Below are 22,705 nucleotides of genomic sequence, written 5' to 3'. Positions count from 1 at the left end.
GTGTTCACCGCACTTTTGCTTTGCGTTTTTGAATAAAAAGAATGGAGTTGTACCGATGAAAATGTTTGGCAGGACTCTGCTGACACTGTCCTTACTGGGCGCCATGGCTACGGTTGCCCAGGCCGACGACAAGGTTCTGCGTGTTTACAACTGGTCGGATTACATCGCCCCGGACACCGTCAAGAAGTTCGAAGACGAGACCGGCATCCGCGTGACCTACGATGTATTCGACAGCAATGAAACCCTTGAGGCCCGCTTGCTGGCCGGTAAATCCGGCTACGACATCGTGGTGCCGTCCAACAGTTTCCTGGCCAAGCAGATCAAGGCTGGCGTCTACCAGACGCTGGACAAATCGAAGCTGCCGAACTGGAAAAACCTCAACCCGGTGCTGCTGAAAAACGCATCGGCCAGCGACCCGGATAACGGTCACGCCTTCCCGTACATGTGGGGCTCGATCGGCATCGGTTTCAACCCGGCCAAGGTCAAGGAAGTACTCGGGGCCAACGCGCCGACCAACTCCTGGGACCTGCTGTTCAAACCGGAAAACGCCGCCAAGCTAAAAGCCTGCGGCATCAGTTTCCTGGATTCGCCAACCGAAATGCTCCCGGCCGCCCTGCACTATCTGGGCTACCCGGTGAATTCACAGGACAAGGGCCAGATTGCTGAAGCTGAAGCGCTGTTCATGAAGATTCGACCGTCGGTGGCGTACTTCCATTCTTCGAAGTACATCTCTGACCTGGCCAACGGCAACATTTGCGTGGCGGTCGGTTATTCCGGTGACGTGCTGCAGGCCAAGGCTCGCGCCAAAGAGGCCGGCGACACGGTGAAGATCGACTACAGCATCCCGAAAGAAGGCGCTGGCAGCTTCTACGACATGGTCGCCATCCCACGGGACGCGGCGAACGTCGAGAACGCTTACCTGTTCATGAACTTCCTGATGCGCCCGGACATCATCGCCGAGATCACCAACAACATCGGCTACAGCAACGCCAACGCGGCGGCGACGCCGTTGGTGGATGAAGCGATTCGTGACGACCCGGGCTCGTACCCGCCGCAAGAAGTGATGGCGACGTTGTATGCCATCCCGGACATGCCAATCGGCATTCAGCGGGTCATGACCCGGGGCTGGACGCGGGTGAAACTCGGTAAATAACCCGCACTCCCTGTAGGAGCAAAGCCTGCTCGCGATGAGGCCATCACATTCAACACAGATATCCGCTTTTCCCTCTTCCGTTCACGCAGCGCCTTACCACCGCTGCTTTTCCTTCGAACGGCCTCACCTGGCTTCCTCGGTCAAGGTGAATTTCAGGCGCCCTCGGGCGCTTTTTTTGTGCTGCCGATTCAGGGCGCGAGCGGCCACTCGGCCAGCGCTCGATAGCGACCCTTATGGGATTCGAACAGCGTGAAGTGCTCGGCCCGCAGGACAAACTCGGGAGGCTCAGTCGACTCAGGCACCGGCAATCGGTAGTCACGCATCAACGTCAGGTGGGGTCGAAATTCCTTCGGCGAATCCTCGAATCCAAACGGCAACATCGCCTGCTCCAGTGCGTAAACCAGCCGCAACAACTCCGGCGACGCCTGCTCCGACGCGAGCACCATGACGCCGTGCTTGCGCCAGACATCCAGGCGATCAAGCACCACCCGCAACGGCACGCCCGGCACCCGAACATTCGCTGCCGCGGTGCAGATATCCGAAATCTGCGCCACGCCCACCGCCCCCAAAAACATCAGCGTCAGGTGAAAGTTTTCCGCCGGCACCGGGCGTCCACTGCGCAGTTGCAGCGCGCTGCGCCACTGGGCAATCGCCCGCCGCTGCGGCGCCGCACAGTTCAAGGCAAAAAACAGCCGTTTGACCGGTTCAAGGGATTCATCGCTCACGCCTGGCACCTCCTGACATGCACGTTATAGTTGAACCAACCGAATTAACGGGAGGGCGCCATGCGAGTAATCATCAGCAAAGAGCCATGGTGGGCGATGCCACCGAGACCCGGCCAGGCTGAGTCCGAGCTGGAATGGGGCTGGCTGGTTCACTATAGCGAAGGTGAGCCGCGTTTCGAGTTCATCAAGGAGCGGCCGACGGACAGTGAAATCCGCAACCGCAAGAGTTGCAGGATCACCCCATCATCGGAGTGACCCTGTGGTCGTTTGTCAGGCCTGGACGAGGACTTTGAAACCGCCAAAGACCATGCGCTGACCATCGAACGGCATGGGATTGACGTCCTGCTGCATGCGCGGGTCGACCATGACTTTCTGCATCCCGGCATCGCGGGTGGCCTTGTCGGGCCAGACGATCCAGGAAAAAATCACGGTTTCGTCTTCCTTGAGTTTCACTGCCATCGGAAACGACGTCACTTTGCCGTCCGGCACGTCATCGCCCCAGCATTCAGTGATGCTCAAGGCACCGGCCTCCTTGAAGATCCCGGCGGCGATCTCGGCGTGCTTCTTGAATTTTTCGCGATTGGCGGTGGGGACTGCGGCGATTAGGCCATCGATGTAAGACATGGTCATTCTCCTGCATGGGTTAAAGGCCAATACCGGTTGTGACACTGCACCTGTGGCGAGGGAGCTTGCTCCCGCTGGGCCCCAAAGAATGGGACTGCTGCGCAGTCCAGCGGGAGCAAGCTCCCTCGCCACAGGGACGGTGTGCATTCTTGGCGACTTGGTGGCATTGGTCAGGGGTCGATCTGTTGAGTAGTCGATCCGCTCGGGCTCAAATCGACAGTGCCCTCCCCCGAGCCGACCGACGGTTCAACGCTGCTCCCCAGGCTGCCCTCAACCTGCTTGGCCATGTACAGCGTCCCGGCCATGACGCCGCTGGTCGGGTTCTGCAGCAGTTTCGTCCAGGCCTTGTCGAACGTGTTGCCCAGGCTGCTGCGGATCAGCGCCTCGCTGTCCGGCCGGTCGCTGGCCTGAATGATCGCCCGGATCCCCGCCACCCCCACGGTGATCAAGCCCCCGGCCAGTTTGCCGGCGGCTGCAGCCACCGCACTGGCCGCGCCACGAGGGCCATCTCGGCCTCCATTCGTTGGCTGACGCGCTTGGCTACCGGCGCCATGCCGGCATCTGGCGAGGCGATACTTTTGTCACCGCCGGCCTTGTGGATCGTGTCGATCAACGCCGCGTAAGCCGGCAACGCGTTCAGCGGCTCGGTACTGACGACTTGATACAGCGAGGCATCCCGGGCCGGAGGCGGTCCGAGGGCGATGGCGGGGACTTTCTGAATCCGGCCGTTGAGCTGCGCGATGGGTATGCCATGGCGCTGGGCGATGACTTGCATTTGCTGGCTAAGGGTCTGCACATAAAACACTGTGGCTTGGGCGAGGATAGCGTCGGGATCAATTTCCACCGCCACCGGCGCCAGCACCCGCTTCTGATACTGCTCCAGCAAATAGGCAGCCAAGCGCTTGGTCGAGGCATCCTGCTCGCCGCCTGCACTCAAGGTGTACACACTGACTTTCATCGACAGCCATTCCTGGGTCCAGTAACTGCTGAACCACGGGATGAACTTCTCCTCGGTCTGTTCGTAAACCCGGGTGCGCCAGTGCTCCATTGAGCCACGCGCGAACTGTCGGGCCTGTTCGGTGGCCTGTTGCGAGGCGCTGACAATCTCCCGGTCCACCTGCTGCCAGGTGCTGGGTGAGACGAATACCGCTGGTTCCGGCACTGGGGCACGCGCAGACGTGGCGCACCCCGCCAACACCAGCATCACGGCAACGATCAGCGAACGCAGGTTCAAGATCGCGATGTCCTACAGTCGCCCCCGAACGAAATGCCCGGTGCTCATAAAGCTATTGAGTTGAGTATAGGCCGCGGGTTTTGGCCGTTCGTCTGGAGAATGGTGGCGCCCTTGAAACCGCCTTCGCGAGCAAGCCCGCTCCCACATCTGAAATGCACTCCCCTGTAGGAGCGAGGCTGCCCGCGAAGAGGCCTGCAAATCCACTAGAGATCCCGGCGTCCGTCACATCGCCTTCGCGGGCAAGCCTCGCGCCTACGGGTCCGATGCAATCCCTGCTCGCGATGCGGCCCGCAAAAACGATGAAAAAAGCTTCACCATCATTCCTGTCGATATGCACCATCGTAATGAAAGCCTTCCGCAAAAAAACCGTCCAGCGCAGGATCAGCCCCATACCCAACGCAAACCCTGCATCAGAGGGGCGAACCATGTTGATCCATCTGCTGACCTGCCTGGCCTTGACCGCCGTCACGCTGACTTTGTTTTCCCGTTTCTTTCTGGACATCGACCCATCCGAGGAGCACCCATCATGATCCACATCGTCACCCTGGCCGTGAGTTTCCCGGTGTTCGGCAGCAACTACTATTCGCAACAGGCCGTCTCGCGCAAAGAAGTTGCGTTGGTGTTCGACAAACAGTTCGAAGCGTTGCTGATGCCGGCAGCGGCCAACCATTTCAGTAACGAAGTGGTTGGGCTTAACGATCAGTTCCGGTTTTTGAATGATGTACTGGTCGAGCATTTGCTCGATACCGAAATGGCCCAGCGTTCATCACGCCAGTTCACCTTCTAGCAGGGGAGTATTCCCCTGCTGACAGAATTGTAATTCCCCCATCACCTCCCCGTTATCTGCAGATTGCAACGATGTCACTCGGCGCTCTTACGCAAGGGTAAATCCCTTGCCGTAGAAAAATAAAACCAAGCCGAAGAACGTTCCAGTTCTGCCGAACCCAAGGAGTGATTGATGGTTAACCCTACAAAGTATTCGATGGCCGCTTTAGCGATGGTTGTCAGTTCCGGGCCGTCCCTGGTAGCGGCTGAGGAAAAGGCCGGGGGATTTGTTGAAGACAGCAGCCTGACCGTGCTCAACCGTAACTACTACTTCAATCGTGATCACCGCAATGGTCAGTCGAGTCCCACGGGCAATGGCTATTCCGAGGCCTGGGCCCACGCGATTATCAGCAAGTTCGAATCCGGTTTTACCCAAGGCACTGTCGGTGTCGGCGTTGATGCATTTGCGATGATCGGGCTGAAGCTTGATACCGGTGATGGTCGCAACGGCGGCCGTAGTTCGTTCGACGTATTGCCCGTCAACAGCGACGGCGAGGCGCGAGATGAATACACCAAGGTCGGTGGTGCAGCCAAAGTTCGGGCCTTTGATACCGTGCTGAAAGTCGGTGATGTGTTCCCTTCCACCCCAGTGGTGGCGGCTGGTGATTCCAGGCTTCTGCCGGAAAGTTTCCGGGGCGTTACCGCGACCAATACCAGCCTTGAAGGCCTGACACTTCAGGGCGGTCGACTTCACGCCATGAGCCAACCGGTCTCCAGCAACATGCGCGAGAACTTCGCGACGTTCTACGCCGGCCCGGTCAACTCACCATGGGCTGGCTACTTCGGCGGTGACTACGCACTGAACAAAGATGTCAGCTTCAGTCTTTATTCCAGCCGCCTCAAAGACGCTTGGAATCAATACTACGCAGGCACCGCGTTGAATCACTCGTTGTCGGATGAACTCTCGGTATTTGGTGGCTTGAACTATTACAAAGCCGTCGACGAGGGCAAGCAGTTGCTCGGCAAGTTCGACAACAACATCTGGAGCGGCCGGATCGGCGTGAAGTACGGCGCCCACTCGCTGGCACTGTCCCACCAACGAAATAACGGCAACGACGACTTCGATTATCTGCGCCAGTCGGACTCGATCTTTCTCGACAACTCGATCCAGTACAGCGACTTCAACTCGCCCAAAGAACGTTCCTGGATGGTCCGCTACGACCTCGACATGAGCCCGTATGGCGTGCCTGGCCTGTCATTCATGACCCGTTACGGCCGTGGCTCCGGCGCCGACTATTCCAACGCGAACGCCGTGTACATGCGCCGCGATGCCGAGGGTAACCCGCTAACCGACCAGAAACGCTGGGAGCGCGATATCGAGGTGAAATACGTGGTGCAAACCGGCACGTTGAAAGACATGTCCTTGCGTCTGCGCCAAGCCAATACCCGGGCAACGGCGTTCGAGTCGGACCTGGATGAAGTGCGCGTGATTGTCGAATACCCGCTGGCGATTCTGTAAGACCCTGCTGCTCAGTTAAATCTGCACATTCACCTTTAGAAGCTCCTTGCTCCTTTGGAAGAGGTGAATTTTTTGGCGTCCTTTGGGACGCCTTTTTTATGCCTGCGATGTAGAAATCGCGAGGCACATACAAAACCTGTGGGAAGTGTGTTTAATGCACTAGCTGCGCTGCTGGCGACACTCCCCCGCCACCGTGTACTTGACCGTATTGAGCTGCCCTTGGGAGTCTTCATAGGTCATGGCCGCCGGCACCACAGCGCAACGCTTTTCAGGTCGCACGACGCTCACGACGTTAACCACGTCCATCTTCATCCCGTATTCATACTCTTTGACGACTGGCGCTGACTTGCCCTGGCTCACCGCATACTGCTCCATGGCTTGCATGTTGGCGCTCATCATCCTGTCGAAGGCCCTGTCACCGCCCCCTTCTGCCCATACACTTGAAGACATCGCCAATACAGCAACACAACTCATCACACTCATGAACTTCATGCCCAATACCTCATATAGGAAAAACCAAAATAGTATCAACTTGCCGCTATCGAAGACGTTGCACCCACATTACAAAAACGATATAAACCGCCCATAAAAAAAGCCCGCCATCGAAGTTCGATGACGGGCTTGTTCATGTGCAGCACGATTACATTTGTTTGGTTTTATCATCCTTGGCAGCATTCAACACCACCGGATCACCCTTCGATTCTTTGGCCGCAAACGCCTGCACTGCCTGGTCATTAGACGTCATCATCCGGTCAAACGTCCTGTCGCCACCGCCTTCAGCCATTGCAACGGAAGAAAGAATCAAAGCACCTAAAAACGCACAGACTTGAGCAAGTTTCATTTGTGACACCTCATTAATAATTGACGCTGTCAGGGTATCAATTGGAACCTGTCACGACGGTGGCGCCAACATTACATATTCGTTATGTTTGTTACTTTAAATAACAACCAACTAGGCCATCGATTTAACTTCATCCTCCTCCCGACGGTGTGCCCACTGATAAAGCGCCGGCAAGATCAGCAACGTCAGTGCCGTCGAGGACAGGATCCCGCCGATTACCACGGTCGCCAGCGGCCGTTGCACCTCCGCCCCGGTGCCGGTGGCCAACGCCATCGGAATAAAGCCGAGCGAGGCCACCAGCGCCGTCATCAACACCGGACGCAACCGCGTCAGCGCACCTTCATTGATCGCGCTGCTTAGCGAGCGACCTTCTTCCCGAAGATTGCGGATGAACGCGATCATCACCAGACCGTTGAGCACCGCGACCCCGGACAAGGCAATAAAACCGACCCCCGCCGAGATCGACAATGGAATGTCCCGCAGCCACAACGCCATGACCCCACCGGTCAGTGCGAAAGGGATCCCGGTGAACACCAACAGCCCATCCTTGAGGTTGTTGAACATCATGAACAACAAGGCAAACACCAGCAGCAGAGCGACCGGAACTACGATCTGCAAGCGTTTGGCCGCCGATTGCAGTTGCTCGAACTGCCCGCCCCAACTGGTCCAGTAACCGGCCGGGATCTGCACCTGCTGTTCAATCACGCGGCTGGCTTCCTGCACAAACGAACCAATATCGCGCCCGCGCACGTTGGCACTGACGATCACCAGACGCTTGCCGTTTTCGCGGCTGACCTGATTCGGCCCGAGCACCAGATCAAGGCTGGCCACTTCCGACAGCGCGATGAAGCCAATCTGAGCGGCACTGCCATTGAGCAGCGCCGGCACCGGAATCAATAGCGTCGACAGGCCTTCGACGTCCTTGCGCATGGCGTCGGACAGGCGCACCACCATGTCGAATCGACGATCACCTTCATACAGAGTCCCCGCCTGGCGCCCACCGACCGCCACCGCGATGGTGTCTTGCACGTCACCAACGTTCAGGCCATAACGCGCGGCTTTGTCGCGGTCGATGTTGATGGTCAGCACCGGCAGCCCGGTGGTCTGTTCAACCTTGACCTCGGAAGCGCCGCTGACCTTCTGCATCGACGCGGCAATTTTCGCCGCCGTGCTGTTGAGCACCGCCATGTCATCGCCGAACACCTTGACCGCCACGTCACTGCGCACGCCGGAAATCAGTTCGTTGAAACGCAACTGAATCGGCTGGGACAACTCGTAGTTGCTGCCCGGCATCAGCGCCGTGGCGTTCTGGATATCGGCAATCAGCGCCTCTCGGGACTTGTTCGGATCAGGCCATTGGTCCTTGGGTTTGAGCATCACGTAGCTGTCGGAGATATTCGGTGGCATCGGGTCGGAAGCAATTTCCGCGGTCCCGGTGCGCGCGAACATGCGCTGCACTTCGGGCACTTTTTCCAGTACCAGTTTTTCCAGGCGCTGCTGCATTTCTACCGATTGCGTCAGGCTGGTGCCCGGCACGCGCAAGGCTTGCAGGGCAAAATCGCCTTCGCTGAGACTCGGTACAAACTCGCTGCCCATTCGACTGGCCACCACTCCCGATATCGCGATCACGGCCAATGCCGCGCCGAATGCGATCGAGCGATGGCCCATAACCCACTCCAACGCCGGGGCGTAGACCCGACGGGCGCCACGCATGATGACGTTCTCTTCTTCCTTGACCTTGCCAGTCACGAACAGCGCAATCGCCGCCGGAACAAAAGTCACCGACAACAACATCGCCCCGAGCAAGGCGATCACCACCGTAAACGCCATCGGGTGGAACATTTTCCCTTCGACGCCGGTCAGGGCAAAAATCGGCAGGTACACGACCATGATGATCAACTGGCCGAAAATCAGTGGCCGGCGCGCTTCCTTGGCCGCCGCGAACACTTCATGAAAGCGTTCGGAGCGCGTCAGGATGCGCCCGTGATGCTGCTGCGCATGGGCCAGCCGCCGGATGGCGTTTTCGACAATCACCACCGCGCCGTCGACGATAATGCCGAAGTCCAGCGCGCCGAGGCTCATCAGGTTGGCGCTGACTTTGTTGGTGAACATCCCGGTGAAGGTGAAGAGCATGGCCAGCGGAATGACCATGGCGGTGATCAGCGCCGCACGAATGTTGCCCAGGAACAGGAACAGAATCGCGATCACCAGGATCGCCCCTTCCACCAGGTTCTTCTTGACCGTGGCAATTGCCTTGTCCACCAGATGCGTGCGGTCGTAGACGGTGATCGCGACGACGCCTTTGGGCAACGAGCGGTTGATTTGTTCAAGCTTGGCAGCAACGGCCTGGGACACCGTGCGGCTGTTCTCGCCGATCAACATGAACACCGTGCCGAGCACCACTTCACGGCCGTTTTCGGTCGCGGCCCCGGTGCGCAATTCGCGGCCGATGTCCACGGTCGCGACGTTCTTGATCCGGATCGGCGTGCCGTCGACATTGGCCATGACGATGTTGGCGATGTCCTCGGTGGTCGCCACTTGGCCTGGGGCGCGAATCAACAGCTGCTCGCCGCTGCGCTCGATGTAACCGGCGCCGACGTTGGCGTTGTTGCGCTCCAGCGCCGTCACCAGGTCGGTCAGGGTCAACTTGTAGGCCGCCAGGCGTTTTGGATCGGGCGCAATCTGGTACTCCTTGGCAAAGCCGCCAATGGTGTTGATTTCCGCCACGCCCGGCACGTTGCGCAGTTGCGGCTTAATGATCCAGTCCTGGATCACCCGCAAATCGGTCGGCGTATACGGGCTGCCGTCCTCTTTGAGCGCGCCCTCCTCGGCCTCGACTGTCCACAGAAAAATCTCCCCCAACCCGGTCGAAATCGGCCCCATCACCGCCTCCACTCCGTCGGGCAATTGTTCCTTGGCGACCTGCAATCGCTCATTGACCAATTGCCGGGCGAAGAACAGGTCGGTGCCTTCCTTGAAGATCACCGTGACTTGCGACAACCCCGAACGCGACAGCGAACGGGTCTGCTCCAGCGCCGGCAAACCGGCCATGGCGGTTTCGATGGGAAAGGTGATGCGCTGCTCGGTTTCCAGTGGCGAGAAACCCGCCGCGCCGGTATTGATTTGCACCTGCACGTTGGTGATGTCGGGCACCGCGTCGATCGGCAGCTTTTGATAGCTGGCGATGCCGAGGCCGGCCATGAGCAGCACCGCGAGCAACACGATGATGCGCTGCTCGATGGAGAATTGAATCAGGCGTTCAAACATGAGGACCTTCTCGTGGCAATGGCGGATCGGTGGGCGTCTTTAGTGAGCGTGCTCGGCCGAGGCCTTACCCAGTTCCGATTTGAGAATGAAGCTGCCGGCGGTCGCGACTTGCACGCCAGGCGCCAGGCCTTCGGTGATCTCGACCAGGCCTGCCGCGCGGCTGCCGATCACCACCGGCTGCGCCTTGAAGCCGTCATCGGTTCGAACGAACACGGTGGGTTTGTCCTCCACCGTTTGCAGCGCGGCTTCCGGCACGGCGACCTTCGTCTGGCGGGTTTCGGTGTCCACCCGCGCGGTGACGAACAACCCTGGACGCCAGGCGCCTTGCGGGTTGGCCAAGGTGACGCGGACCGTGGCAGTGCGGGTCTGCTCGCCCAGCAAGCTGCCGACGTAGGCCACGGTTCCGCTGACTTCGGCGTTCAGCTCCGGGGCGCTGACCGTCACCGATTTGCCCACCAGCACCTTGTTCAAGTCCTTCGGCGAGACACCGAAGGTCACCCACACCCGCGACAAATCCGAGAGTGTGAAAGCATTGGTGGTTTCGCTGACGACCTCCCCCAACCCCAAGTGTTTTTCCACCACCACACCGTCGAACGGCGCCCGCAGTTCATAGCGATTACCGCCGCTGGCCACCGAACTGCCGCTGAGCACGCTGATTTTCTGGCGGGCATTGCCGAGGGCGATTTCTGCTTCTTGCAGGGCCTGACGAGCCTGGAGGAAATCCTGCTCGGCAGAGATTTTGTCCTGCCATAGCTGCCGTTCACGGGCGTAGGTGGTACGCGCCAACTCCAGACGCCGTTGTGCGGCGGCTTGTTCGCTGCGTTGATCGGAGATCTGCTGGCTGGCGATGACCGCCAGCAACTGGCCTTTCTTCACCGACTGACCGAGGTTGACGTGCACCGACTCGACCACACCCGGCGCACGCGGCACCACGTGGGCGGTGCGGTCTTCGTCGAAACGGATTTCGCCGGGAAACGGCAACGAGAGACTGATGTCCCGCGCCTCGGCTTCGGCCAACTGGATACCGGCCGAGGCGATCTGCTCGGCACTCAGCGTCAGGTGACCTTCTTCGGTTTCGCCTTCGGCGTGGGAGGCTTTCGTTTCATCTTCGCCGGCGTGATCGTCGTGGCCCTGTTCGTCCTGCGCCTGGACGGCGGCCGTCGGTGACGCTGCGCCGCCCATCCAGGATGAGCCAATGCCAATGCCCACCGCGAGGGTCAGTGCGGTGACAAATAGGTGTTTTTTTTCCATGGAGACTCCCTGCGCCGCGCCGTTGACCGGGCAGCGATAAAAAATGAAATCAACGGCTGCGCGCGAGCGTCTCGACATCGCCGAAAATCCGCTCGATGCGCACCCAGGCGTCAGTGGCCTCGGCAATCGCCTGGATGTATTGGGCGCGGGCGCTGATCAAGGTGCGCTGGGCATCGAGCACGTCGAGGAAGTTGAACTTGCCCATCTCAAAACCACGGGTCGCGGTGTCGACGGCGCTTTGCGCCGCCGGCAGGATCGATTGGTCGAACGACTGGATTTCCGTGTTGGCGGTCAGCCATTGATCCAGGGTGGTCTGGATTTCCGTGCGCAAGCGCAGCTCACTGGCGTTGCGCAGGTCGCGGGCCTGATCGGCGCGGCGTGCGGCGGCGAGGATGTTGCCCTGATTGCGGTTGAACAGCGGGATCGGCATCGACAGCCCGACGACGTTGACCCGCTCGCGCTCCAGCTCGCTGTATTGGCTGCCGACACTCACCGTGAGGTCTGGAATCCGCTGGGCTTTTTCCAGGCCCAGGGACGCTTCGCGCTGATCGATCTGCAGCTTGGCCAGTCGCAGTTCTGCGGTGTCTTCGATGCGTGCCAGCAGCCGCGAAGCGGGCGGCACGGCGGGCATCAAGCGGTCAGAATCGCTCACGCTGACGAAGGTCGGCAGCGGCGCCCCCATGACCTGCGCCAGTTGCTGCCAGGCACTGGCCTCGTCGCGCTCGGCCCTTCTGAGTTCCAGGCTGACCTCCGAGAGCTGCACCTCGGCGCGCGTCCCTTCAACCGGCGATGACTTGCCGCTGTTGATCCGCCCTTGCGCCACCCGCACACCGCGTTCCGCAAGTTCCAGCGACTGGCGTGACAGCAACAACCGTTGCTGCGCTGTCGAGGCTCCGTAGAACGCCTGAATGACGTCGGCCCGTAACACGTTGCGCTTGCGCTCCAACTCGATGCCCGCCGCATCCTGGGCGCGACTGGCGACGTCGATCCGGGCCCCGCGCTTGCCACCGAGTTCGATAGGTTGATTGAGCATCACCGTCGTGGTTCGCGAATTGCGGCGGGTGTCTTCCGCCTCCCAGGACACTTCGGGGTTGGGGATCAATCCCGCTTGCTGCCGATCGCCCTGGGCGATGCCGATTTCCCACTGGGCCGCTGCCAGGTCAGGGTTGTTGGCAAACGCCGTTTGCAGGGCTTGATCCATGGTCAGCGCTGATGAGGCCGAAGTTGCCGCAACGCTGGAACCGGCCCATGAGAGCAGGCAACTTAAACCGAGAATTCTGCTTATGTTCAGGGGAATTATTAACGTTCGATGCCAGCGCAATTTCAGACTTCCTTTAAAGCACTAATAATTCAATGGCATCAATGTAGAGTTGCACAACTATCAACAAGGTGACTGCAAAATTACAAATACGTTATCCAACGTTCTGGCGGTACTTCTTGCACTAATATGGAGGGGTAAAAACCTAATAACCCCACAAGCAATATGAAGAAACAAATGCTGGCCAATTATCCGCCGCACAGCACTTGCCGAAGTCTCACAACCATGTAAGCCGTCCAGACTCATGCGACATGTTGTCGCAAACCTTGAATTAACCGCTCAAGAACAAGGCTTTGGCTTGACCCTGTAGCAGCTTCAGGCTTTACGGTGGCGATCATTGAAGCGTTTCAAACGCACTTTACATTCGGTCAGAGAACCCTAAAACAACAACTAACTTTTCTGAGTAATCCCACTATTTTTTGTTATTTAAAAAGGTGAACTATCATGCGAATCCTTGTAGTTGAGGACGAGCTTAAAACTGCCGAGTACTTGCATCAGGGCCTGACGGAAAGTGGCTATGTAGTTGACCGGGCCGCGAATGGTGCAGATGGACTTCATCTGGCCCGCCAACAGGCCTACGACCTGGTAATACTTGATGCCAATCTTCCGCAACTTGATGGCTGGAGTGTGCTTGAGCAACTGCGCCAAAGCAGCAACACCCGGGTGATGATGCTGACCGCACGCGGGCGTCTGGCGGATAAAATTCGAGGCCTCGATCTGGGCGCCGATGACTATCTGGTCAAGCCGTTCGAGTTTCCCGAACTGCTGGCCCGAGTCCGAACCTTGATGCGTCGCAGCGAGCACATTCCCGTGCCGCCAGTGCTCAAAGTTGCCGACCTCGAACTCGATCAGGGCCGCCACCGGGCCTTTCGTGGCGAGCAGCGCATCGACCTGACGACCAAGGAGTTCGCGTTGCTGCACCTGCTGATGCGCCAGTCAGGCGAGGTGCTCTCTCGTACACAGATTATTTCGCTGGTCTGGGACATGAATTTCGACTGCGACACCAACGTGGTCGAGGTGTCGATCCGGCGCCTGCGAGCGAAGATCGATGACCCGTTCGACAACAAGTTGATCCATACCCTGCGCGGCGTTGGCTATGTGCTGGAGGCCCGGGAATGAAGCCGGCGAGCCTGTCGATGCGACTGGGTTTGACCGTGAGTATTCTGGGGGCGTTGCTGGTGGTGTTGCTAGCGGTGCTCGCGTTTATCGCACTGTCCCATGAGCTGGACACACTCTCCAAAAGCAGCCTCGACAGCAAAATGCAGCAGATCGAGCACAGCCTTTCGAGCTATGAAAAACCCGGCGACATCAACGCCGAACCCCACGCGTTGCTTGATCAGGTAATGGGCCATGACAACCTGAACCTGACCCTCTATGACCTGAAGAATCTGCGCTCGCCGCTATTGAAATTCGGCACGGGGTTAACCGACCCAAGGGTCGAGTTGAAGGCCGCGGCATCGGCCATCGACCAGGTTTCGTATTCCCGAAGTACTGATGCTGAAGGTCGGCACTTCCTGACTGCGTCCAGGCTCATTCGACTACCCAACGGCACGAGCGTCGCCGTGTTGCTATCGATTGATTGCGCCAACGACGACACGCTGCTCAGTGCGTACCTGCGCTCGACGATCATTGCCTTGCCGTTGCTGCTGATCCTCATCGGCATCAGCGCCTGGGCCGTGGTCCAGCGAGGCCTTGCGCCGTTGCGCGAGTTCCGCAAGGTCGCGGCGATGATCTCGGCGCAGGACCTCAGCCATCGACTGTCGGTGGTCAAGATGCCCCAGGAACTCAGTGAGCTGGCCCACGGCATCAACTTCATGCTGCACCGCCTCGACGGCGATGTTCAGCAGTTGTCGCAGTTCTCCGATGACCTGGCCCACGAACTGCGTTCGCCGATCACCAACCTGATGGGCAAGGCTCAGGTGACCCTGTCCCGGGAGCGACCGGCCGAGGAGTACAAAGCGGTGCTGGAGTCCTGCACCGAAGAGTTGGGCCGCGTGACGCGGATTGTCTCAGACATGCTGTTTCTGGCGCAGGTCAGTCACCCCGCCGCGCTGGTCCCGTTCGAGACCATTGCGCTGGAGGATGAAGCGTTGAAAGTCGTCGATCTGTTTTCACTGTCGGCGGAAGAGAAACGGATCAGCCTGAGCGTTACCGGCAGCGGCTCGACCCTTGGCGACCGGTTGATGATCCAGCGGGCGATTTCCAACCTGATGTCCAACGCCATACGCCATTGCCCGCCCGGCCAGGCCATTTCGGTGATCATCGAAAACCATGCCGGCGAGGTTTCACTGTTGGTGGGCAACCCTGGCGCCGGGATTGAACCGCAGCATCTGACGCATTTGTTCGACCGCTTCTATCGGGTCGACACCAGCCGGTCCCGCGCTGAAGGCGGGACCGGGCTTGGTCTGGCGATTGTGCGTTCGATCATGAGCCTGCATCAGGGCAGCGCCGAGGTGCAAAGCCTGCCGGGCAGCGTCACGGTGTTCAGGCTGGTGTTTCCCAACCTCGACGGGCAAACCCCTTGGCCATCCAAACGGCAGGAATCCACCGCCGGCTAGTGCTCCATGCCGAGGTCTTTTTCGAGCCCGGCATGGAACTGCGAGTGCTCCAGTTGCAGGGTCGTGTGGCTGATGTGAAAGGCCTCGCTCATCAGGCGTGTCACTTCAGCCAATACGGCTTGCCCGGCCTCGGAAGAACCCTGGACCACCAAGTGCGCACTCAGGACGTTCTTGCCACTGGTCACCGCCCAAATGTGCAGATCATGAAGGTCCTCGACGCCGTCAACCGCCCGGATACGCGCCTCTACTTCATTGATATCGATGCCTTCGGGAACCCCTTGCAGCAGGATATTGGTGCTTTCCTTGAGCAATACCCAGGTTCTGGGCAGCACCCATAAACCGATAGCGGCAGCGACGAACGAATCGACCCAGGACCAGCCGGTGTAGCGAATGATCAGTGCCGCGCCGATGACACCGATGGAGCCGAGCATATCGCTCCAGACTTCCAGGTACGCGCCTTTGACGTTGAGGCTTTCGTCACTGGCGGACATCAACAGGCGCATCGAGATCAGGTTCACCAACAACCCGATCACGGCGACGATCAACATGCCGGTGGACTGGATTTCTGTCGGGGTCCGGAAGCGCTGATAGGCCTCGTACAGAATGTAGATAGCAACCAGAAACAGCAGAATGGCGTTGAACGCGGCGGCGAGGATTTCAAACCGGGCATAACCGAAGGTGCGCTTCTTGTCCGCCGCGCGTTTGGCAATCTGGATGGCGACCAGCGAGATCGCCAACGCGGTGGCGTCGGTCAGCATGTGCGCCGCATCGGACAGTAACGCCAGACTGCCGGTGACGTAAGCACCGATGACTTCTACGACCATGAAACTGGTGGTCAACGCCAAGGCGAACCACAGCTTTTTCTCGTGCCCGGCCCGTGCTTGTCCGTGACTGTGTCCTGCGCTCATCGGTCGCTCCATGGGTGTTCTGTTTGGGGAGAGTGGACACCCTGTAGCGGGTTCAGGGTCAAGCGAGAAACTGTGGTGACTTGAAGACCGCTTTCGCGAGCAAGCCCGCGAAGTGGCCCAACAGACCACCATAAACCTCAAGCCAAGCCCGGCAAGGACAGCGGCGAATTGCCACCTATACTCCAGACAACCTACCCCGCAACGGATTTGCGCCTCCAACAATAATAAGCAGAGGTGGAACATGGTCTGGCAGCAAATCTACGACCCGTTCGGCAATCCGGTGTTATCGACGGCCATGGCGGCCACGCCGGTGGTGGTGATGCTGGCGTCCCTGGCTTTTTTCATATCAAGGCACACATGGCCGCATTGCTGGCCTTGGGTTCGGCTTTGTTGATCGCGATTTTCGCTTTCGGCATGCCGGCGAACATGGCGGGCTCGGCGGCGCTGTTTGGCGCGGCCAACGGCTTGCTGCCGATTGGCTGGATCGTGCTGAACATCATCTTCCTGCACCGGCTGACCACCGAGAACGGCTCGTTCAAAGTGCTGCAGGATTCCCTGGCGCGCATCACCGATGACCGACGCCTGCAACTGCTGCTGATTGCCTTCTGCTTTGGCGCGTTCTTTGAAGGCGCGGCCGGGTTCGGCACACCGGTAGCGGTGACCGGGGCGATTCTGATCGGGTTGGGCTTCTCGCCATTGGCCGCGTCGGGTCTGGCGTTGATCGCCAACACCGCACCCGTGGCGTTCGGCGCCCTCGGCACGCCAATCATCACCCTGGCCAAGGTCACCGGGCTGGATGAAATGGAGCTGTCGATGATGGTCGGCCGCCAGTTGCCGTTCTTCTCGGTGCTGGTGCCGTTCTGGTTGATCTGGGCCTTCGCCGGCTGGCGCAAGATGCTGGAAATCTGGCCGCCGATTCTGGTGGCTGGGGTCAGTTTCGCCGTGCCGCAATTCATCGTGTCGAACTACCACGGACCGATGCTGGTGGACGTGATTGCCGCGTTGATTTCCATGGCCTGCCTGACCTTGTTCCTCAAGGTCTGGAAACCCGCCACCGTTTACACCTCGGCAGCCCTGTCGGGGCGTATCGATAACTCGAAAATCGATGCGGCTGACGATGAGAAACCCGTGGCCAGCGCAACCTTCGCCAGCGACGCCAAACCGGCGGTCATGCGCGCCTGGATGCCGTGGATCATTCTGACGGTTTTCGTGTTCGCCTGGGGCACGCAGGGCTTTAAAAACCTCTTCGATACCCGCGCCGTCACCGACCCACAAACCCACTCAGCGATGCTCGACCCGCAGGGCAAACCGCTGATCGAGGCGAACCCGATCTTCTCGCCAGCCCTGACTTTCACCACCCTGCACCAGCAAGTCCAGAAGGTGCCGCCGGTAGTGCCACAACCGAAAACCGAAGAAGCGATCTACAAGTTCACCTGGTTCACCGCCACCGGCAGCGGGATCTTGTTGTCGGCGATTATCGGCGGGTTGCTGATGGGCTATTCGATCCCGCAACTGGCGCGCCAGTACCTGCGAACGCTGTGGGTGGTGCGCTTTTCGCTGATTACCATCGCGGCGATGCTCGCCTTGGGTTACCTCACGCGCTACTCGGGACTCGACGCAACCATGGGCCTGGCGTTCGCCGCCACCGGGATTTTCTACCCGATGTTCGGCGACCCTGCTCGGCTGGCTCGCGCGTGGCGCTGACCGGCTCGGACACGGCTTCCAACGTGCTGTTCGGCGGCTTGCAACGGGTGACTTCCGAACAACTGGGGATCAGCCCGATCCTGATGGCCGCCGCTAATAGCTCCGGCGGGGTCATGGGCAAAATGGTCGATGCGCAGTCAATCGTGGTCGCCTCTACCGCAACACGCTGGTACGGCCATGAAGGGGAGATTCTGCGCTACGTGTTTTTCCACTCGATCGTGCTGGCGATTCTGGTCGGCGGGTTGGTGACGTTGCAGGCGTATGTGGCGCCGTTCACTCATATGGTGGTGGGCGGGCATTGAATAGGCACGGCGCCAGGCCGTGCCCTCGGGGCGTGGTTTATATATGCAGCCAGGCCAGTGTGCCCAACACGACACTGGCGCCGCCTGCGGTGTAGGCGAGTTTTTTCAGCCACTCCTTGCGGGTCAGCAAGGTGATCGCGGCCAGGGAAATGGCGATCTGAATCGCTGTCATCGCCTGGGCCCAGCGGTGATGCTGGTGCAACGCCTCCTCGGACTTCGCATCCCACACGCGAACCTCCTCCTCCAGCGCTTCGGCTTTCTTGCGCACCACTTCTTTTTCTTTCTTGTAGCGTTCCGCTTCGGCGACGTAGTGCGCGGCATCGAGGCCGGGGATGTGGGTCGCCAGTTCGGACAGGTTCTGTCGGCTGGACTTGGCCTGGTAGTAATTCCACTGGTTGGACGCTTCGGTTTTCTCGATGGCGGCGTTGTTCTTGTCCATCGCCGCTTCGCTTTCCGTGGAGCCCGCCTGATAGCTGAGCAACGCGCCCACGGTCGCCATGATGGCCGTCATGACAGCGATCTTGCTGGCGAAATTATCACCCTTGCCATGGGCGTGGTGGGTGACGTGTTCGACATGTTCTTCGTGTGGGCTTGGGACTTCGAACGCTTCAGACATGGCTTTGACTTCGGGGGTTGGACAGGTGTCGAAGTGTAAGGCGCGCCCTCCTGCGAAGTGCTTGTCATTGGATTACCGTTCAGCTTACGTTCAGGCAATGTTCACTCGGCGTGGCTCCAGCAGGTAAACCATCAGGCAGGCATACAACGTCACCAGGATAAACAGCCCCATGCGCACGGCGGCCGCGGTGTAGACGTCCTTGCCGGCGGCGCTGTCCTGCACCGACTGGCCCAGCAGAATAATCAGGGTGATCAGGCTGTTGAGCCAGAATCCCGGGCTGAAGCGGGTCGGGCTCAGGGCATAGAGTTTGCGCGCCAGTACCAGGCCGAACAGCAGCATCCACAGAAAGAACATCCACAGGTGCACAAACAGGCTCAGGGCGCACCAGAACAGGATCGCCAATGCGCCACCGAGCAGCGTCGAGCCGAGCAACTCGCGACCGGCGTTGCGCACGGTCGTGGTAGAACTCTGCTGACCGAGGCTGACCGCTTTCAGGATGATCGGCAGGTAGCGGGCCGGATCGATCAGCGCCAGCAGGAATGCCGGCAACACGATCAACGTGGCGCGCAAAGCGACCCGGTCGACGTCTTCCGCCGGCAGTGTCAGCGCGGCGGGTGCTGGCGGTGTATTGGCCGGCTCGGGAAACAGCCCATGACTCAATGTCACGACGATCACGGCAAGCAGCAAACCCTTGACCAGCGCTCCGATGACCATCAGTGCCAGGTCGAAACTGGCGAACCCGGCCGCCGAAATCATGGTCAAGCCAATCACCAGAAACGTCACGATCAGGTTGTTGCCGCCGCGCAGGCCAAAACGAAAAACCACAAATAGACCGAGGCCAATCAGCAACAGCCCACTGACCGGGTAATAGCGCAGCAGCGGAATCAACAACAGCCCGATGCCGGTGGTCAGCATCGCCACCAACGCCAGTGCCACCCCGGCCTTGAGCGGCAGCGGCTGATTAAGGGTGGCAAGGAACAGCAGCGCCAAAACGGGCGCGAGAAAGGGAATCGGCAATGCCAGACCGAAACTGGCGGCCAGGCACAGCGCCGTACCCGTGGCCAGGCGCAGGGCGCGCTGATCCCGGGCGGTGCGCTCAGTAGGCATACGACAACCAGCTCATCAGACTCAAAAATATCCGGCCGAGCGGGTTCAAAGGGTTGCCTTGGCTCGGGAACGCCATGACTTCAGCCTGACCGCCAGCGCGGATGGCGCGACTGTCGCGCAGGCTGTTCAAGGCGTCTTCGCCGAACTCGATCACCACCGGGAAGCGCTGGGCCGGGCGCAACCAGTCACGGCTGTTCTGAATACTCGGCAAGGTGCCGGGCGCTGTCGGTTGGCCAACACTGACGCCATAACCGACACTGCGCACACGTCCCTCGAAGACTTCGCCCGGCAGCGCATCCAGCACAATGGCCACCGGGGTTTCGGGCTGGATCAGGCCCAGGTTGTTTTCGGTCATGTCGGCGCTGATCCACACATCGTGGATGGCGATCAGGGTCATCACCGGGCTGCCGCCGGCGGCGAACTGTCCGGCGTCGGTGCGCAGGTCTGTGATCAAACCCGCCGAACGCGCGTAGATGCGAGTATTGGCCAAGTCCAGCTCGGCTTTCGACAACGCCGTCGCAGCGCTGCGCAGTTGTGCGTTCTCCGCCTCGTTGCCGCCCTCCTGCTCCTTCGCCCGTTGAATTTCGGCACGGGCCGCCTCTACTTGGCTGGCGGCCTGTTCGAGATTGGCCCGCGACACTTCCAGCAGACGCACAGACACCGTGCCCCGGTCTTCGCGATACAAGCCTTCCAGCCGCTGATTATCCTGTCGCGCCTTGAGCTCGTTGGCCTGGGCCGATCGCAACGACGCTTGTGCCGAGGCGATGCCAGCGGTGCCGGCGCCGATCTGGCGACGGGTCGATTCGAGGTCCGCGCGAGCGCGATCAACGGCGATCTGATACGGCTGCGGATCGACCTCGAAGAGAATGTCCCCGGCCTTGACGTCCTGGTTGTTGCGCACGTTGACGCGGATCACCCGCCCCGCCACTTCCGCCGCCACCGGAATGACAAACGCCCCGACCCGCGCCTGCTGCGTGTAAGGCGTGAAGCGGTCGGCGAGCAAGTACCAGACAAGGCTGAGGATGATCAACAGCAGCACCCACTTGATGCCTTTTTTCGCCGGGTCGGCGGCCGGTGCCGTGGCTTTCGGCGCCGACGCTTCGACAGGGGGCGGTGCGGCTTCACTCATGGTTATTCACCTTGTCGGGCAGTGGATAGGCGGGCTGCGCAGCGGTGGGGTCGTCCAGCAGGTCGTCCCAGTCCGTGCGTTTTTCCATTTGCTTGCGCGTGGCGCTGTCGATGGTTGGCTGGGCGGCGTACCAGCCACCGCCGAGCGCTTTGTACAGGGCAATCAGGTTGCTCACGGCATCGCTGCGGCTGATCAGGTAGTTGTCCTGTTGCTGGAGCAATGCCTGCTGGGCATCCAGCACCCGCTGAAAGTCTGAAAAGCCTTCGCGATACTGCGCGCTAGCCAGCACCAGCGAACGTTTGGCCGCCACCTCGCCTTGGCGCAGGATGCGTTCGCGCTCCAGGGATTTGCTCAGGCCGCTGGCGGCATCGTCAGCCTCGCGGGCGGCCTGGCGCACAGTGTCGCGGTAAGACTCGATCAACTGCTGCAAACGCGCGTCTTGCACCCGCACGTTGTTGCTGATCTTGCCGTGATCAAACAGGTTCCAGCGCAGGCTGGGGCCTCCGATAAAGTCCAGGTTGTTGGACGTGCCGCCCACCGAACTGGCCGACCAGACGATGCTGCCAACCAAGCTCAGCGACGGATAAAAATCACTTTCGGCCACGCCGATCAGCGCCGACTGGGCAGCAACGTTCAGCTCGGCCGCGCGCACATCGGGCCGGCGCAGCAGCAGGTTGGCCGGCACATCCTGCAGCACGGCGCGGTCCACCAGCGGGATCAGCCCTTCATTGTCCGTCACTTGCGGCAACTCACCCGGCGCTTGCCCGGTCAGCACCGACAAGGCATTGCGGGTTCGATGCAGCTGATCTTCGAGATTGGGAATGCTCGCCAGGGTGCCGAGGTACTGGGTCTTGGCCTGCTGCAGATCGAGCTCAGCCGTCTGGCCGCTGTTGAACAGTTTGCGGGTGATGTCCAGGCTGCGCTCTTGCTGCCGGGTGTTGTCGCGGGCGACGCGCAATCGCGCCTCGGTGGTGCGCAGTGAAAAGTAGGTGTCCGCCACTTGGGCGCGCAGCAGCACGAGCGCGTCTTCGTAGTTGGCCTGGGCAGCGAAGTAGCTGGCATCCGAGGACTCGATGGCCCGACTGAAGCGGCCCCAGAAGTCCAGTTCCCACGCTACGTCGAAACCTTCACTGAATTGCCAGATTTGGCTGTTCTGCGGATTGCTGCCGCTGTACTGACGGCGTGCAACGTAGAGGCCGTCGACACTGGCCTGTTGCAGTTGCGGGTAACGTCCGGCCTGGGCGATGCCCAATTGCGCCCGGGCTTCCATTATCCGCAGGCCGGCAATCTTCAGACTGGAGTTGTGCGCATCGGCGTCAGCAATCAGTTGGTCGAGCACCGGGTCATTGAAGACTTGCCACCACTGACGGATATCCGGGTTCGTACCCCGTTCGCTGGATTGCTCCAGCGCCGGCGTACTCCAGTGTTTGACCCAGTCTTCGCCGGGGGACTGAAAGTCCGGCCCCACACGCATGCAGCCGCTGAGGCCGAGCGCGCCCAGCAACAGGAGCGATCCTGACCGGATCAACATGGCTGCACGTGGATACATGACGGGGCCCGACCAGATAGATGACTTGGAGCATAGCCGCCCCAATCAAAACGCGAACTCGTCCGTAGCGGCGTATCAGCTGCTACGCTTTTCAAGTGCCACTAACCGCTGCAGTCCATCCAGAAAAGGTACGGC

19 protein-coding genes and 2 pseudogenes are annotated in these 22,705 nt (G+C 60.0%); 7 read left to right on the top strand and 14 right to left on the bottom strand.

The window, feature by feature from the left end:
* Positions 1–55 precede the first annotated feature (55 nt).
* Positions 56–1,153 (top strand): polyamine ABC transporter substrate-binding protein, encoded by a 1,098-nt coding sequence (locus tag RHM58_RS21800; protein ID WP_322268157.1) that lies wholly within the window; start codon positions 56–58, stop codon positions 1,151–1,153.
* Between the two features lie 188 nt (positions 1,154–1,341).
* Here RHM58_RS21800 and thpR read toward each other — a convergent pair whose 3' ends face one another.
* A complete protein-coding gene (thpR, locus tag RHM58_RS21795) occupies positions 1,342–1,878 on the bottom strand; it encodes an RNA 2',3'-cyclic phosphodiesterase (RefSeq protein WP_322268156.1) in 537 nt (178 codons plus the stop codon).
* Between the two features lie 60 nt (positions 1,879–1,938).
* Here thpR and RHM58_RS21790 point away from each other — a divergent pair, with 60 nt between their 5' ends.
* Positions 1,939–2,133 carry a hypothetical protein gene (locus RHM58_RS21790; RefSeq protein WP_201257339.1) on the top strand — a complete coding sequence of 65 codons (195 nt, stop codon included), beginning with the start codon at positions 1,939–1,941 and terminating at the stop codon, positions 2,131–2,133.
* A gap of 15 nt (positions 2,134–2,148) precedes the next feature.
* On the opposite strand, the gene RHM58_RS21785 is transcribed toward RHM58_RS21790, so the two are convergent.
* From RHM58_RS21785 to RHM58_RS21775, 3 genes and pseudogenes are all read right to left on the bottom strand, one after another.
* Positions 2,149–2,502 carry a DUF1428 domain-containing protein gene (locus RHM58_RS21785; RefSeq protein ID WP_201257340.1) on the bottom strand — a complete coding sequence of 118 codons (354 nt, stop codon included), beginning with the start codon at positions 2,500–2,502 and terminating at the stop codon, positions 2,149–2,151.
* A gap of 170 nt (positions 2,503–2,672) precedes the next feature.
* A pseudogene (locus RHM58_RS21780) lies at positions 2,673–3,736 on the bottom strand (hypothetical protein).
* A gap of 52 nt (positions 3,737–3,788) precedes the next feature.
* Entirely contained in the window at positions 3,789–4,238 is a 450-nt protein-coding gene (locus RHM58_RS21775; RefSeq protein WP_201257342.1) for a hypothetical protein, read from the bottom strand.
* Positions 4,239–4,262: 24 nt separating this feature from the next.
* Here RHM58_RS21775 and RHM58_RS21770 point away from each other — a divergent pair, with 24 nt between their 5' ends.
* On the top strand, positions 4,263–4,523 hold the full coding sequence (locus RHM58_RS21770; protein WP_201257343.1) for a hypothetical protein: 261 nt from the start codon (positions 4,263–4,265) through the stop codon (positions 4,521–4,523).
* Positions 4,524–4,694: 171 nt separating this feature from the next.
* Entirely contained in the window at positions 4,695–6,020 is a 1,326-nt protein-coding gene (locus RHM58_RS21765) for an OprD family porin (RefSeq protein WP_322268155.1), read from the top strand.
* Between the two features lie 159 nt (positions 6,021–6,179).
* On the opposite strand, the gene RHM58_RS21760 is transcribed toward RHM58_RS21765, so the two are convergent.
* The 5 genes from RHM58_RS21760 to RHM58_RS21740 all read right to left on the bottom strand — a co-directional run bounded on the left by RHM58_RS21760 (position 6,180) and on the right by RHM58_RS21740 (position 12,637).
* Positions 6,180–6,512 (bottom strand): DUF2790 domain-containing protein, encoded by a 333-nt coding sequence (locus tag RHM58_RS21760; protein ID WP_322268154.1) that lies wholly within the window; start codon positions 6,510–6,512, stop codon positions 6,180–6,182.
* Positions 6,513–6,660: 148 nt separating this feature from the next.
* Entirely contained in the window at positions 6,661–6,861 is a 201-nt protein-coding gene (locus RHM58_RS21755; protein ID WP_201257345.1) for a co-regulatory protein PtrA N-terminal domain-containing protein, read from the bottom strand.
* A 111-nt stretch (positions 6,862–6,972) separates the two neighbouring features.
* Positions 6,973–10,128, bottom strand: coding sequence for a CusA/CzcA family heavy metal efflux RND transporter (locus RHM58_RS21750; protein ID WP_322268153.1), 3,156 nt, complete (start codon positions 10,126–10,128; stop codon positions 6,973–6,975).
* Between the two features lie 39 nt (positions 10,129–10,167).
* On the bottom strand, positions 10,168–11,379 hold the full coding sequence (locus RHM58_RS21745; RefSeq protein ID WP_322268151.1) for an efflux RND transporter periplasmic adaptor subunit: 1,212 nt from the start codon (positions 11,377–11,379) through the stop codon (positions 10,168–10,170).
* Between the two features lie 49 nt (positions 11,380–11,428).
* Positions 11,429–12,637, bottom strand: a complete 1,209-nt coding sequence (locus RHM58_RS21740; RefSeq protein ID WP_322270879.1) for a TolC family protein — start codon at positions 12,635–12,637, stop codon at positions 11,429–11,431.
* A 504-nt stretch (positions 12,638–13,141) separates the two neighbouring features.
* Between RHM58_RS21740 and RHM58_RS21735 the strand changes: the two genes are divergently transcribed.
* A complete protein-coding gene (locus RHM58_RS21735) occupies positions 13,142–13,816 on the top strand; it encodes a heavy metal response regulator transcription factor (RefSeq protein WP_201204618.1) in 675 nt (224 codons plus the stop codon).
* Positions 13,813–15,255 (top strand): heavy metal sensor histidine kinase, encoded by a 1,443-nt coding sequence (locus tag RHM58_RS21730; protein WP_322268150.1) that lies wholly within the window; start codon positions 13,813–13,815, stop codon positions 15,253–15,255. The genes RHM58_RS21735 and RHM58_RS21730 overlap by 4 nt, the downstream gene beginning before the upstream one ends.
* On the opposite strand, the gene RHM58_RS21725 is transcribed toward RHM58_RS21730, so the two are convergent.
* On the bottom strand, positions 15,252–16,163 hold the full coding sequence (locus RHM58_RS21725) for a cation diffusion facilitator family transporter (RefSeq protein ID WP_201257350.1): 912 nt from the start codon (positions 16,161–16,163) through the stop codon (positions 15,252–15,254). The two genes, RHM58_RS21730 and RHM58_RS21725, sit on opposite strands and share 4 nt — an antisense overlap.
* A gap of 241 nt (positions 16,164–16,404) precedes the next feature.
* On the opposite strand from RHM58_RS21725, the pseudogene RHM58_RS21720 reads away from it, so the two are divergent.
* Positions 16,405–18,169 (top strand): annotated as a pseudogene (locus RHM58_RS21720) (L-lactate permease).
* Positions 18,170–18,206: 37 nt separating this feature from the next.
* Here the strand turns inward: RHM58_RS21720 and RHM58_RS21715 are convergent.
* The 4 genes from RHM58_RS21715 to RHM58_RS21700 all read right to left on the bottom strand — a co-directional run bounded on the left by RHM58_RS21715 (position 18,207) and on the right by RHM58_RS21700 (position 22,552).
* Entirely contained in the window at positions 18,207–18,785 is a 579-nt protein-coding gene (locus RHM58_RS21715; protein WP_201257352.1) for a DUF4337 domain-containing protein, read from the bottom strand.
* 90 nt (positions 18,786–18,875) lie between these two features.
* Positions 18,876–19,892: a DUF2955 domain-containing protein gene (locus RHM58_RS21710; protein WP_201257353.1), complete on the bottom strand. Its 1,017-nt coding sequence runs from the start codon at positions 19,890–19,892 to the stop codon at positions 18,876–18,878.
* Positions 19,882–21,021: an HlyD family secretion protein gene (locus RHM58_RS21705; RefSeq protein ID WP_201257354.1), complete on the bottom strand. Its 1,140-nt coding sequence runs from the start codon at positions 21,019–21,021 to the stop codon at positions 19,882–19,884. The genes RHM58_RS21710 and RHM58_RS21705 overlap by 11 nt, the downstream gene beginning before the upstream one ends.
* On the bottom strand, positions 21,014–22,552 hold the full coding sequence (locus tag RHM58_RS21700; RefSeq protein ID WP_201257355.1) for an efflux transporter outer membrane subunit: 1,539 nt from the start codon (positions 22,550–22,552) through the stop codon (positions 21,014–21,016). Before RHM58_RS21700 ends, RHM58_RS21705 begins: the two co-directional genes overlap by 8 nt.
* Positions 22,553–22,705 lie beyond the last annotated feature (153 nt).

Source organism: Pseudomonas sp. 10S4, assembly GCF_034344865.1.
Lineage (GTDB): Bacteria > Pseudomonadota > Gammaproteobacteria > Pseudomonadales > Pseudomonadaceae > Aquipseudomonas.
The sequence above is the reverse complement of the archived record's forward strand: the minus strand, read 5'-3'. Positions and strand labels throughout refer to the sequence as shown.